The following is a 13,603-nucleotide window of genomic DNA, read 5'->3' as shown; positions in this document are numbered from 1 at the left end:
CGGGGGCGGTCGGCGGCGTGATGCCTCAACCCCCGTGGTACAGGCCGGGTTGATGCGCAGCGGCCCCGCTCGGAGTTAACGTGACGGATGTCCTTCACCGGCGCGTCGCCGCTGCAGCGTCTGTCCGCGCTCCATCCCCTGGTCCTCGACGGTGCGGTGGCGCTGTCCCTGGTCGTGGGCACATGGTTGTGGGACTGGTACGGGCCGGACATGGGCAAGCCGTCCGACCTGCTGTCAACGGCGCTGACGTTGTCGGCCAACGGACCGCTGGTGCTGCGCAGGCGGGCGCCCATGACCGTGATGACGATCTGCGCGGCCACGTCGCTGACCTATCACTACCTGGGATACCACGTGGCCCTCAACAGCATCGCCCTCCTGGTGATGCTCTACACGGTGGCCGTGCACCGCTCGTGGAAGGCGAGCGCGGCAGGCGGCGTGATGGTGGTGACGGTGTGGACGCACGCCTCGACGCTCCAACCGAACGTCGCCCTGGGGTCGGCGCTGGGCTCGGCGGTCCTCCTGGCGACCTGCGGGCTGGGCGCGGGTCTGAGCGCCCGTCTGCTGGCCCAGCGCACCAGGCAGCTCGCCACCCTGGCCCAGCAACTGCAAGACGAGCAGGAGACCGCCGCCCGCCGCGCCGTCACCAGGGAACGCGTGAAGATCGCCCGCGAGCTGCACGACGTCGTCGCCCACCACATGTCCGTCATCTCGGTACAGGCCGGCCTGGGCCGCTTCGTGGCGCTGTCCGATCCGGCCACGGCACACGCCACGCTCGGAGTGATCTTAGAGACCGGTCATGAAGCGCTGAACGAGTTGCGCCGCCTGCTGTCGATCCTGCGCATCGAGGCCGACGACGAGGGCGGCGCGCTCTACACCATCGCCCCCGGCCTGCGGAATCTGGACGCCCTGGCGGAGCGCATGCGCGTGGCCGGGCTGCCCGTCGAGGTTGCCGTCGAGGGCACGGTACGGATGCTGCCCCCTGGCCTGAACCTGTGCGCCTACCGGATCGTCCAGGAATCGCTGACGAACGTCCTCAAGCATGCCGGTCGCGCCCGCACACGGGTCCGCGTCACCTACGGTCCCGCGTCGCTCACGGTGCACGTCACCAACGACGGTGCTCCCGCCGTACCTGCCCGGAAATCCGGTGGACACGGGTTGATCGGCATGACCGAACGTGTCAGGCTCTACCGGGGAACGATCATCACGCGTCGACTCCCGCACGGTGGATTCGAGGTGCTCGCGACCCTCCCACTGTGCTCATCCGACGAGGCCGAGTGATCCAAAACGATGATCAGCGTGCTCGTGGTCGACGATCAAGTGCTTATCCGCGCCGGATTGGCGGCGCTGCTGCGGGTGGCGGGGCTGCACGTGGTGGGCGAGGCTGCCGACGGCGAGGAGGCGGTACGTCTGGCCGCCTCCGTCAAGCCCGACGTGATCCTCATGGACATCCGCATGCCGGGCATGAACGGCCTCCGCGCCGCCGAGCTCATCCTCGCCGCCGAGCAGCCGGTGCCCAAGATCCTCGTCCTGACCACGTTCGACCTGGACGAGTACGTCTACAGCGCGCTACGACTGGGCGCGAGCGGCTTCCTGCTCAAGGACACACCGCCCCAGCGGCTCATCGCCGCCATCCACACCGTCGCCTCCGGCGACGTCCTGCTCTCACCCACGGCCACCAAACGGTTGATCGAGGCGTTCACCGACCCGCCGACGACCGCGTTCCTTCCGGAACTCGACCGCCTGACCACCCGCGAGACCGAGGTGCTACGCCTGGTCGGCCACGCCCTGTCCAACAGAGAGATCGCCGAACGGCTGTCGGTCAGCGAGGGTACCGTCAAGACACACCTCAACAGGATCATGGGCAAGCTGGGGCTAAGGAGCCGCGCCCAGGTGGTGGTCCTGTCCTACAACGCCGGCCTGGTGAAACCGTCCGTCCGGTAACGGTTCCCGCCGCCGTGGCGGAGACGCTGCAGGGCGATATCGGCACCGGTCGCCCAGCAAGGCGCGATGCCCATGCGCGGTCTGTTCTGAAAGTTGTGAATGCCCCTGAGAGGCAAGCGTCAACGGCCCCGCTGAGGGCTGCTGTGGCATAGGACCGTCTCTACGCCTTGAGGGGATTGACAGACCGACTGCTCCCCAATTTATGAGTCCGTAGCTTGAGCACGGGCTGCGGACCTGTCGCAGCAATTTAGGGACCTCGTTCCCGGCCGAGGAAGCACGACAGGAGTTGCCTGAAGTCGTGCGGGTGTTCGAGCGCCGGCACGTGCCCGCATCGGCCGAGCACGTACAGACGGACATCGGCCAGGTGTTCGAGCAGGGGCAGGGCTGCCGTCCCGAGCGGGGTGACTCGGTCCTCGGCGCCGTGGACGAGCAGCACGGGCGCGCGGACCCCGGCCAGCGTTTGCGCCGAGAGGGTGAGGTCGTCGGCCCAACGTGCCCTGGGTGGAGGGAACAACGACTTGAATGCGGCCGCTCCCGCTCGCATCGCGGCCGCACGGGCGGCGACGGCCGACTCGGTCACGAGCGTTTGGTCGAGGACGAGGCGACTCAACATGTCTCGTGCCCCGATCGGGCCGGCGGGGGCGGCCCAGATCGCGTCGAGTTCGGCGGACAGCGGCGCCCCGGGGGCGCCCATCGTCGAGACCGCCACGACACGGGTGACCTGCTGGGGACGCGCGGCCGCCAACGCCAGCGCCACGGCACCGCCCATGGAGTGGCCCACCACGGCGTAGTGCTCGACACCGAGAGCGTCCATCAGGCCCGCGGCCTGCTCCGTCCACAGCCGGAGCCCACCCCTGGAGCCTGCCGGGATCGGCGTACGGCCGAACCCCGCCTGGTCAGGAGCCACCAGGTGCCAGGACGTGCCCAGCGCCTGTGCCGTCGTCGCCCAGGCGCCGGATCCGGTCGTACCGGGTCCGGAGCCGTGCAGCATCAGCACCGCGGGGCCGGTGCCGCTCTCCAGGACGTGGACGGGGGAGCCGTCCACGGTGACGGTCCGATGCGCCGTCACCGGGACAGGCCAGGCGTGCTCATGCCGATGCGGAGTTGATGGACTTCGAGAAGACCTCCATCATCGCCCTGCCGAATTGCGGCATGTCGGGCCATCCCCGGCAGGAGACGAGGTTGCCGTCCACGACGTCGGGAGCGTCGATGACCGTCGCGCCCGCGTTCTCCATGTCACCGGTGATGGGGGGGAAACATGCCGTCTTTCGACCCTTCAGCAGCCCGTACACAGCCGGCACCTGCGCGCCGTGGCACACCAGCGCGATCGGGAGGTTGCGCGCGAAGAAGTGCTCGGTGATGCGCCTGACGTCGGCGTCGACCCGGATCCACTCGGGGGCACGTCCCCCAGGGATGATGAGGGCGTCATAGCGCTCGACGTCGACCTCGGCCCAGGGCACGTCCACCGGCAGCTTTCGGCCGTTCTTCTCCACGTAGGCGTCGGAGTTGGGGTCGAACTCGTGGATGACCAGCTGAACGTCACGCATCGTCCGTGACGAGACGTCGACGTCCCAGCCGCCCTCCTGCACGCGATAGTAGGGATACATGGTGTCGAGCTCCTCGGCGGCGTCGCCGGTCAGGAGCAGCGCTCTGGGCACCTGCTTCTCCTCGCATCTGGGGCGGGTGAGGTGGATCCAATCCGATCCGATCGGATTGAGTTAGCATTCCTCGGCCCAGCCCGCCCGTCAAGCCTCTACGGCCATTCCGTCCGCACCCTCGGCCTCGTCGAACAATCGCCGGAACCGCTCGCCGGACCGCAGGATGTGCCGGCGCATGGCGTAGGCGGCGGCGTCGGGGTCGCGCGCGGCGATCGCGGCGAGAACCTCTTCGTGCTCGGCCATGGCCAGGTGAGTGACCTGGGCGTCGCGGTGAAGCCGGAAAAGGTGCACGTGCGTGTGCAGGCGAGCGAGTGCTTCGCGGATGACCTGGTTCTCCGCGCTCAGGGCGACGAGATCGTGAAAAGCGGCGTCGCGCAGCCCGAAGGCGCCATAGGCCATGGGTCCCTTGCCCCCCTCCAGCTCCGCCATGTCCTCCAGCATCCGTCGCATGCCGGCCACCTGCTCCGAGGATGCGCGTTCGGCGGATCTGCGCGCCGCTGCCGGCTCGAGGAGCAGGCGGACCTCAAGCATGTCCTCGAATCGGTGACGGGTGATCTGGGAGGGAATGCGATAGCCGGCATGGGGCACACGCACGACCAGGCCCTCGGCCTCCATGCGGTTCAGAGCGTCTCGGATCGGCGTCTGTGAGACCCCCAGCTCTCGCGCCAGGACATCGATCGTGACGCGGGAGCCAGGCTCTATCCGTAGCGACATCATCTGTCCGAGCAGCGTGTCGTACACCTCGTCGGCAAGCCGGCCGCGAGATCTTCGCGGCGGCGTTCCGTCCGTCATGGCCTCACGGCGCCGCGCGATCACGGCTTCGTCGTCCATCGTGACGTGAGGTCCTTTCTTGCGTCTTCGGGAACCTGTTGTCATCGGTCGCCATACTGCGGGATGTTGACGCTCCCCATCGGATCGTATAGGAAAGGTGGCGGATGCCAGCCATCCCTCATCCATCGGGGAACCGTCCGCCATCGCTCCGCTTCGATCAGTTGGAGCTTCCATGAGCATGCTCGACGTCCTGCTCGGTTCGCCACCGGGCCGCACAAGGACCGAATTTTCGACTGCTTGAAGCCCCATCACGTCGCGGCGTACTCGTGACTCCGGTCTGCGGGTCAGCCCCTGCGACAGCCGGCGACCCGCCTGAACAAGCCGGCAACCGCTCGGCGAAGCACGCAGCAAGGCTCCAGAACTCCCCGCCCAGAAAGCAGGCAAGAAGATGCGGTACCCCAAGCGAAGAGGACGACTGTCCGTTCCCAGTCGAAAGGTGCGGCTGGCGACGGCGGCCATGTTGGTGGCCACGACCGTGGCGGCTTGCGGCGGCGGCCAGGACGACAGCGCCCCCAAGGCACCGGCGACCATCCCGGAGCTCACCAAAGACCCGCTGACCCTCAGCTTCATCTGGTTCGACTGGCCCCCCGCCCACGCGCTGGAAGCCTTCGCGAACGCGGAGTACACCAAGGAGCGGCCGAACGTGACCGTCAAGGTCAAGACCGTGCCGAACGCGAACTGGCACGACGCGATGTTCACCCAGTTCGCCGCGCACAAGACCGACTTCGACATCCCGATCCTGGACTCGCAACACATCGGCGAGGCCGTGACGAACGGCAACATCCTGGACATCACCGACTTCGTCAAGAAGAACATCGAGGTCAAGGCCTACAACCCGTACCTCCTGGCGGCCTACGGCCAGTTCCCTCAGGCGGAGACCGGGAAGCGCGACGAAAACGCCAGCCTGTACGGACTGCCGCTGCTCGGCGACACCTGGACGATGATCTACCGTAAGGACCTGATCGGTGACAAGCCACCGCAGAGCTGGGACGAGATGATCTCAGTCGCCGAGAAGTGCCAGGCGGACAACCCCGGCGTCAGCGGGCTGGCTTTCCACCAGGCCAACGGCTCCGACGCCGCGGCCGTCACCTACAACACGGTCAACGGCGTCTACGGCGGCAACCTCTGGGACCCCAAGACGCGCAAGATCGACGGCGTCCTCAACGACGCTGCGGGCCAGGAGGCGATGGACGTCCTGGTCAACAAGATGAAGCCGCTGACCGCCAAGGGCTCCGGCAACTGGTTCATCGACGAGGTGAACGCGGCGGTCGCCCAGGGAAAGGCATGCATCGCGTTCAACTGGATCGCCGCGAGCGGCGGCCTGCTCGACCCGAAGCAGTCGACGCTCGGCACCACACGGGAGCAGATTCTCGACAAGCTGGGTTTTGCCACCCTGCCGAGTCAGAAGACGAACCTGGTGCCTCTCGGCGGCATGGGGATGCACGTGTCGGCCTATTCCCCCGAGGCGAACCAGGCTGAGGCCCTGAACTTCATGAAGTGGTTCGAGCAGGCTGACATCCAGAAGAAGTGGGCCGCCGCTGGTGGCGTGCCATCGCGTACGGACGCCCTGGAGTCGCCCGAGTTCCTCGATGCCCAGCCGTTCAACCAGGTGTACACCGACTCGGTTCCGCGGATGCGGGACATGTGGAACGTGCCCGAGTACGCGCGCCTCGTCGACATCGAGAACACCAACGTGAACGCGGCTCTCAACGGCGCGAAGACGCCGAAGGAGGCGCTCGACGACATCGCCAAGGAGCAGCAGAGCGTGCTCGACTCCAGCGGCGGCAAGGGCGGCGGCGGACTGTGAGTGACTCCGCCCCCCTGACGACCGACCACCCCGGGCAGGTGGCGTCTGCGACGCCGCCTGCACAGGGTCGGTCCCGCCGCCTGAGCGATCGCGGGCTCGCCGTGGCCTTCACCTCGCCCGCGCTGCTGCTGTTGCTCGCCATGTCGGTGTTCCCGTTGCTGTGGGCGTTGTACCTGTCTTTCACCGACTACTCGGCCACCCGCGGGGGGCCGGCCGAGTTCATCGGGTTCGGCAACTACACCGCCATCCTGGCTTCGGAGCAGGTCCACCAGAGGGCCTTGACGACGTTGATCTACGTGGTCGGCGCGGTCACCCTGCAGACCGTGCTCGGTTTCGCCATCGCCTACCTGATCTCACGGCGCACGCACGGGCGAGGACTGCTGACCACTCTGTTCCTGGTTCCGATGATGTTGTCGCCGGTCGTGGTCGGGTTGTTCTGGCGATTCATGCTCGACGCGCAATTCGGCGTGATCAACAGCATGCTCGGCTCGCTCGGCCTGGGGCAGGTGGAATGGCTCACCGGGCAGCGAACGGCACTGATTTCCCTGATCCTGGTCGACACCTGGCAGTGGACGCCGTTCATCATGCTCATCGCGCTCGCGGGCCTCACCGCGGTTCCCCAGTACTTGTACGAGGCCGCCTCGATCGATCGGGCGTCCGAGTGGTTCCGGTTCCGCACCATCACCCTTCCGCTGGTGTGGCCGCTGCTCCTCATCGCCGTGTTGTTCAGAGCCATCGAGGCCTTCCGGCTGTTCGACCTCGTCTACATCCTGACCAGCGGAGGCCCGGGGGTCTCCACCGAGACGTTGTCGTTCCACGTCTACAAGGTCGCGTTCCTGGGCTTCAACACCGGAACCGCCTCGGCGTACGGGATCCTGATGATCCTCGTCGTCATCGTCCTCACACAGCTCTACCTGCGCTACTTGAACAAGCTCAAGGAGGACTGATGGCAGTCTCCGTCGACGAGGCCGTGTCCACACGTCCTGCCCGGGATCGCACGTCCCCCGCGCGCCGCTTCGGCGGCCGGGGCCGCTCCGCGCTGGAGGTCGTGCTGCTGACCGTGCTGGCCGTCGTGATGCTCTTCCCGGTGCTGTGGATGATCGAGACGTCCATCAAGGAGAACCGGGACGTCTACGCCATCCCGGCCAAGTTCTTCGACTTCAAGGTCACCATGGACCATTTCAAGGACGTGTTCGTCGCCTCCGGCGGCGGTCCTTCGACCCTGTCCGTCTCGTTCCTCAACTCCGTCGTGGTCGCCGGGGCCTCCACGGCGCTGGCCACCGTGCTGGGGGTCCCGGCGGCCTGGGCCTACTCACGCTTCGCCATGAAGGCCAAGAAGGACCAACTGTTCTTCATCCTGTCCACGCGCTTCATGCCGCCTGTGGTGGTCGTGATCCCGATCTTCCTCATGTATCGCCAAGTCGGACTCATCGACACCAAGCTCGGCCTGATCCTCATCTACGCCGCGTTCAACGTCCCGTTCACGATCTGGATGATGAAGGGGTTCGTCGACGAGGTGCCCGCGGAGTACGAGGATGCCGCCATGCTCGACGGCTACACCCGCTTGCAGGCGTTCTGGCGATTCACCCTTCCCCTGCTCCTGCCCGGCATCGCCGCGACGGCGGTCTTCGCACTCATCTTCTCGTGGAACGAGTTCGTGTTCGCCATCTTCCTGACCTCCAGCGACACCGTGCGGACGGCCCCACCCGCCATCGCCGGCCTCATCGGTGGAACCACTGTGGACTGGGGCCTCGTGGCCGCCGCCTCCGTGGTGTTCGCCCTACCGGTGCTCGTCTTCGCCTACCTGGTGCGCAAGCACCTCGTCGCCGGTGTGACGCTCGGGGCGGTGCGACGCTGATGGCGGGGATCGAGGTGACCGCCCTGCACAAGCGCTACCCGGACGGGACGGTCGCAGTTGATCACGTGGACCTGTCCATCGGCGACGGCGAGCTGTTCGTGATGCTCGGCCCTTCGGGTTGCGGCAAGACGACCACGCTGCGGGCCATAGCCGGCCTGGAGAGGCAGACGACGGGCGACATCCGCATCGGCGACACGCTGGTCAACGACCTGCCGCCCGCCGAGCGCGACATCGCCATGGTGTTCCAGTTCTACGCTCTCTACCCGCATCTGAGAACCCGCGACAACCTGGCGTTCCCCCTGCGGGCCGAGGGACTGCCCAAGGCGGAGGTGCACGAGCGGGTCGACGAGGCCGCCCGGCTGATGCGGCTCGGTCCGCTCCTGGACCGGCGGCCGCGCCGGCTGTCCGGCGGGGAGCAGCAGCGCGTCGCGCTTGCTCGCGCCCTGGTACGACGACCGCGCGCATTCCTCATGGACGAACCTCTCACCAATCTGGACGCGGAGCTGAGGGCGGACATGCGCACGGAGATCAAGCACCTGCAGGGGGAGCTGGGGACGACGATGGTCTACGTCACCCACGACCAAGTCGAGGCGATGTCGCTCGGTCACAGAATCGCCATCCTCAACAAGGGCCGCGTCGAGCAGATCGGCACGCCGCTGGAAGTCTACGACCGCCCGGCGAGTCTCTTCTGCGCCGCATTCATCGGCTCCCCGCCGATGAACCTGATCGAGGTGGAGGTAGCCGACGGGAAGCTGCGCAGTCAGGGCGGACTGGTCCTCACGCCACCGCCAGGCCTGCCGCGCGACCGTCGCATGGTCGCAGGCGTCCGGCCGGAGGCGCTGGAAGTCACAGAACCAGGGGCGGAACGTTCGGTCCCGGCCCGCGTGGTCTCGGCGGAGTGGCTGGGCGACGAAATCATCTACGTGGTCGACCACGGAGGTCAGCGCGACGTACGGGTTCGGATGCCGCCGACTGTCCGTTTCGCCGCTGACGCACCGGTCGGGCTGCGGCACACCGGCGGGACCCCGGCGGTCTACGACGTGAGCACGGAAGAGCTGGTGGCCTGATGGGAACCGTGGCAGTGCATGGGCTGTGCAAGTCCTTCGGTAATGTCCAGGCCCTGGACGGGGTGACGCTGGACGTGCCGGACGGATCGTTCTTCGTCGTGCTCGGACCCTCCGGGGCAGGCAAGACGACGACCCTGCGAGCGATCGCCGGCCTTGAGAAGCTCGACGCCGGGTCGGTGCATCTGGACGGGAGGGACGCGACCGGTGACGCCCCGGCCGCACGCGACCTGGCCATGGTCTTCCAGAACTACGCCCTCTACCCGCGACACACGGCGTACGAGAACATCGCTTCGCCGCTGCGGGCACGCCGCTGTTCTTCGAGCGAGATCGCCGCTGCCGTCGAGCAGATGTCGAGCCTGCTGCACATCGAACGTCTGCTGCAGCGTCGTCCGGCGCAGTTGTCGGGCGGTGAGATGCAGCGTGTCGCCCTGGCCCGGGCGCTGGTCCGTCGCCCACGCGCGTTTCTCATGGACGAGCCGCTGACGAACCTCGACCTCAAGCTCCGCGTCGAGATGCGCACCGAGCTCACCCGCATCCACCGCAGCCTCGGAGCAACCTTCGTCTACGTGACCAACGACCAGGTCGAGGCCCTGTCCATGGCCGACCAGGTCGCGGTCCTCAAGGAGGGGAAGGTGCAACAGGTCGGAACGCCGACCGAGGTGTACGAGCGTCCAGCCAACCAGTGGGTCGCGGGATTCGTCGGGAGCCCGCCGATAAGCCTGCTCGCCTGCCACGCCGAGGGAGATCGTCTGGTCGGGGCGGAAGGCTGGACCCTGCCGCGGCCCCGCTGGACCACGGCTGAGGACGGTCGTCCGCTGCTGCTGGGCCTGCGCGCGGAGGACCTGTCCGTCGAGCAGCGTGGGGACGCGTCGTTGTCGGGTGAGCTCTACGGCCTTGAGCCGCTCGGTGACCGAACGGTGGTCGACGTCCGAGTGGGGACGGAGATCCTCAAGGTCAAGGCACGAACCACCGTTAACGGTACGCCGGGCGAGCGGCTGCTTGTCACGGTCGACCTGGACCGTGCGCACCTGTTCGATGCGGGCACCGGGCTGGCACTGTCCGAGGCCGGGAGGTAACCGCGCAGGGCGGCGACGTCAACATGCGCCGGCACGTGGCAAGCGAGCCTCGGCGGACTGTCACCGGTGAGCACGGGCCTGACGACGCTGAAGCAGCCATGGCCGCGAGAAGGCGATCGGTGGCGCGGGGCGTCGCCCTCCAGCCAGGGCCACGTTCGACCCGCTCGGCAACATCGAGCCCGACGAGGTCGAGTGACCCGTTTGTCGACGCGCGAGGCGCGATCGCTGAGGTCACGCCGGACATCACCAAGAACATCACAGGAGGCGACGCAATGAGTGACCCGATGAACGTCCTGGCCCCCGAGCACCGGCGGCTCCGGATCGGCGACGCCTGGCGCGAGGCCGCCGGCGGAGCCACCTTTGTCGTCGAGGACCCGGCCACCGGCAAGACCATCGCCGAGGTGGCGGACGCCGACGTCGTTGACGGGCTTGCCGCTCTGGACGTGGCGAGCAAGGCAATGGCGGAGTGGGCGGCGACCCCGCCGCGAAAACGGTCAGAGTTGCTGACCGCGACGTACCGGGCACTGACCGAGCGTTCCGAGGAGGTCGCCCGGCTGATAACGGTCGAGATGGGCAAGCCGCTCGCCGAGGCTCGGGGAGAGGTGGCCTACGGCGCCGAGTTCTTCCGTTGGTTCGCCGAGGAGGCGGTGCGCGTCGAGGGGCGCTACAACACCGCTCCCGCTGGTGGATATCGCATCCTCACCGTGCCGAAGCCGGTCGGACCGTGCGTCTTCGTGACGCCCTGGAACTTCCCGTTGGCCATGGGTGCCCGCAAGATCGCTCCTGCGCTGGCGGCGGGGTGCACGACCATCACCAAGCCGGCCGCCCAGACGCCACTCACCATGCTGTTCCTGGCCCGCATCATGGAGGAGGTCGGCGTTCCCCCGGGCGCCGTCAACGTCGTGACAACCAAGCGTGCCGGCGAGGTGGTCTCAGCACTGCTGGCCGACCGCCGGACCCGCAAGCTTTCGTTCACCGGGTCGACCGAAGTCGGGCGCGTGCTGCTACGACAGGCGGCGGACAACGTGCTGCGCACCTCCATGGAACTGGGCGGCAACGCGGCCTTGATCGTGTGTGCCGACGCGGACCTGGACGTCGCGCTCGACGGTGCCATGGTGGCCAAGATGCGTAACCTCGGGGAATCCTGCATCGCGGCCAACCGCATCTACGTCGAGGAGCCGGTGCGCGAGGAGTTCACGGCGCGCTTCGCCGAGCGGATGGGCGCGCTCTCGGTGGGCCATGGTCTCGACGACGGCGTGGACGTCGGGGCGTTGATCGACGAGGCCTCGGTCACGAAGATCGACGAGCTCGTCGCCGACGCGGTCAATCGCGGCGCCCGTGTCCTGGTGGGCGGCGAGCGTCCAGATGGGCCAGGCTACTTCTACCCGCCCACGGTCCTCGTCGACGTGCCCGAGGACGCGCGGATGCTGGAGGCGGAAATCTTCGGCCCGGTGGCGCCGATCATCTCGTTCACGTCCGACGACGAGGTAATGGCGAAGGCCAACGACACCGAGCACGGTCTGGTCGGATACGTCTTCACCCGTGACCTCCAGCGGGCGCTCCGGTTCACCGAGGGGCTGGAGACGGGGATGGTCGGCATCAACCGTGGTCTGATCTCGGACCCGTCAGCTCCGTTCGGAGGCGTGAAGCAGTCCGGGATCGGCAAGGAGGGATCGCACGAGGGCATCCTTGAGTACCTCGACGTCACCTACGCGGCGATCGACCTACCGTGACCGGCCTGCTGCTCCTGGTGCCCGCCGAGGATCACCGCGCCCTGTGCACACATGACCTGACCGGCCTCCACCCGTGGGGCGGGACCCGGGCCATGGCCGGTACGGATCCGCCGGCATCCGGGCACGACCGAGTCTGGGAGCCCGGCGCGCGCCTGCGCCACCCGGCAGCCAACCTTGCCGACGCCGTCCCGGTCTCGCAGGTGACCTACGTCCGCCCAGCAAATCACCGCCGACGTTCCAGAGAGGCACTGACATGCTTGAGACCGTCCGCGGACCACGCCAGCTGATAGTGGGCGAAGGGGTCGCGCAGAACATCCCACGAGTGGTGGCCGAGTGTGGCTCGCGAGTCCTCATCGTGACCGACCGGGTTATTCTGGGGCAGCCGGGCGTGGCCGAGATCGTGGCCGCCGTGCGGGAGAAGGTCGAAGTCGTCGGGGTGTTCGCCGACGCGACTCCGGACGTGCCACTCGCCGATGTCGCCCTGGCCGTCTCGGCCGCCGCAGAGGTGGACGCCGACGTAATCCTCGCCATCGGGGGTGGCACGGTGATCGACCTCGCCAAAATCGTCGGCGTCATCCGGTGCCACGGTGGGACGCCGCGCGACTTCTACGGCGAGTCGAAGGTGCCGGGGCCGACGATTCCTCTCGTCGCGGTCCCGACGACGTCAGGCACCGGCTCCGAGCTCACGCCCGTCTCGGTGCTGACCGACCCGGACCGCGAGCTGAAGGTGGGGGTCTCCAGCGTCCACATCGTGCCCGACTTCGCCATCGTCGACCCCGAGCTCACCTACACCTGCCCTGCGACCGTCACTGCCCACTCAGGCATCGACGCGTTCTGTCACGCGGTGGAGAGCTACACCGCGCGACCCCGGGCCCACGGACCGCGCGATCCGGTGGAGCAGGTCTTCCTCGGCCGCAACCCGATCACCGATCACTACGCGCTCCTGGCCGCGGAGCGGATCGCCCGCAGCTTGCCCCATGTCGTCAGGGACGGAGGCGACAAGGACGCGCGCGCGGACATGTCCTATGGGTCCATGCTGGCCGGGCTCGCATTTTCCCACGCAGGAAACGCGGCTCCGCACGCCCTCCAGTACCCCATCGGCGCAGCCACCCACACACCGCACGGCCTGGGCGTCGGGCTGCTGCTGCCCTACGCGCTGGACGCGGCCAGGGATGCCATCGGTGACCGGTTGGCCATCCTCGCCGGGGTGTGCGGGCTCGACGTGACCGACGCCTCGGATGCCGAGGCCGCGGATACGTTCCTCACCTGGCTCGACGGGCTCCTTGCCGACATCGGCATCCCTACTACCTTGGCGGACATTGGCGTGGCACGCGCCGACCTCCCACGCTTCGCGGAGATGGCCAGTGGTGTCACCCGCTTGATCCAGAACCATCCAGGCCCGACCGACACCGCCAGCCTGACCGCGATCCTCGAAGCGGCCTGGCTCGGGGACCGGACCCGACACGTCCTGACTCCGGAGCAGAGACAGTGACGGACCTTTCAACGAGCAACCATGGCGCGGATAACATCCCTTGACCAGTCCCGTTTTACGTCCGATTGACGAGCTGTCACCCCGGATGGTCTGTGGTCCGGGAGGGTTTGATGCGGTTCCCAATGGACCTGTGATGATCG

Annotated in this window: 12 protein-coding genes; 9 read left to right on the top strand and 3 right to left on the bottom strand. The window is 67.7% G+C overall.

The annotated features are described in order from the left end of the window. Positions 1–87 precede the first annotated feature (87 nt). Both ABGA98_RS18570 and ABGA98_RS18565 read left to right on the top strand, forming a co-directional pair. Positions 88–1,278, top strand: coding sequence for a histidine kinase (locus tag ABGA98_RS18570; protein WP_347619571.1), 1,191 nt, complete (start codon positions 88–90; stop codon positions 1,276–1,278). A gap of 9 nt (positions 1,279–1,287) precedes the next feature. Continuing rightward, the gene (locus ABGA98_RS18565) at positions 1,288–1,941 is read left to right on the top strand and encodes a response regulator transcription factor (protein WP_347619570.1); all 654 of its coding nucleotides are present in this window, start codon (positions 1,288–1,290) and stop codon (positions 1,939–1,941) included. A gap of 247 nt (positions 1,942–2,188) precedes the next feature. On the opposite strand, the gene ABGA98_RS18560 is transcribed toward ABGA98_RS18565, so the two are convergent. The 3 genes from ABGA98_RS18560 to ABGA98_RS18550 all read right to left on the bottom strand — a co-directional run bounded on the left by ABGA98_RS18560 (position 2,189) and on the right by ABGA98_RS18550 (position 4,430). Continuing rightward, on the bottom strand, positions 2,189–3,010 hold the full coding sequence (locus ABGA98_RS18560) for an alpha/beta hydrolase (RefSeq protein WP_347619569.1): 822 nt from the start codon (positions 3,008–3,010) through the stop codon (positions 2,189–2,191). 19 nt (positions 3,011–3,029) lie between these two features. Continuing rightward, a complete protein-coding gene (locus tag ABGA98_RS18555; protein ID WP_138666282.1) occupies positions 3,030–3,599 on the bottom strand; it encodes a DJ-1/PfpI family protein in 570 nt (189 codons plus the stop codon). Between the two features lie 87 nt (positions 3,600–3,686). Further along, positions 3,687–4,430: a GntR family transcriptional regulator gene (locus ABGA98_RS18550; RefSeq protein WP_347619568.1), complete on the bottom strand. Its 744-nt coding sequence runs from the start codon at positions 4,428–4,430 to the stop codon at positions 3,687–3,689. A gap of 436 nt (positions 4,431–4,866) precedes the next feature. On the opposite strand from ABGA98_RS18550, the gene ABGA98_RS18545 reads away from it, so the two are divergent. The 7 genes from ABGA98_RS18545 to ABGA98_RS18515 all read left to right on the top strand — a co-directional run bounded on the left by ABGA98_RS18545 (position 4,867) and on the right by ABGA98_RS18515 (position 13,463). Next, a complete protein-coding gene (locus ABGA98_RS18545) occupies positions 4,867–6,237 on the top strand; it encodes an extracellular solute-binding protein (protein ID WP_347619567.1) in 1,371 nt (456 codons plus the stop codon). Then, positions 6,234–7,184 (top strand): sugar ABC transporter permease, encoded by a 951-nt coding sequence (locus ABGA98_RS18540; RefSeq protein WP_347619566.1) that lies wholly within the window; start codon positions 6,234–6,236, stop codon positions 7,182–7,184. Before ABGA98_RS18545 ends, ABGA98_RS18540 begins: the two co-directional genes overlap by 4 nt. After that, on the top strand, positions 7,184–8,095 hold the full coding sequence (locus tag ABGA98_RS18535; protein WP_347619565.1) for a carbohydrate ABC transporter permease: 912 nt from the start codon (positions 7,184–7,186) through the stop codon (positions 8,093–8,095). Before ABGA98_RS18540 ends, ABGA98_RS18535 begins: the two co-directional genes overlap by 1 nt. Continuing rightward, complete coding sequence (locus tag ABGA98_RS18530) at positions 8,095–9,162, top strand: ATP-binding cassette domain-containing protein (protein WP_347619564.1); 1,068 nt, start codon at positions 8,095–8,097, stop codon at positions 9,160–9,162. The genes ABGA98_RS18535 and ABGA98_RS18530 overlap by 1 nt, the downstream gene beginning before the upstream one ends. Before the next feature lie 62 nt (positions 9,163–9,224). Next, complete coding sequence (locus tag ABGA98_RS18525; protein ID WP_347619563.1) at positions 9,225–10,238, top strand: ABC transporter ATP-binding protein; 1,014 nt, start codon at positions 9,225–9,227, stop codon at positions 10,236–10,238. A gap of 272 nt (positions 10,239–10,510) precedes the next feature. After that, complete coding sequence (locus ABGA98_RS18520) at positions 10,511–11,971, top strand: NAD-dependent succinate-semialdehyde dehydrogenase (RefSeq protein ID WP_347619562.1); 1,461 nt, start codon at positions 10,511–10,513, stop codon at positions 11,969–11,971. A gap of 253 nt (positions 11,972–12,224) precedes the next feature. Beyond that, entirely contained in the window at positions 12,225–13,463 is a 1,239-nt protein-coding gene (locus ABGA98_RS18515; RefSeq protein WP_347619561.1) for an iron-containing alcohol dehydrogenase, read from the top strand. Positions 13,464–13,603: the final 140 nt, after the last annotated feature.

Source organism: Nonomuraea sp. B1E8 (genome assembly GCF_039871515.1).
In the GTDB taxonomy this organism is placed as follows: Bacteria; Actinomycetota; Actinomycetes; order Streptosporangiales; family Streptosporangiaceae; genus Nonomuraea.
The sequence above is the reverse complement of the archived record's forward strand: the minus strand, read 5'-3'. Positions and strand labels throughout refer to the sequence as shown.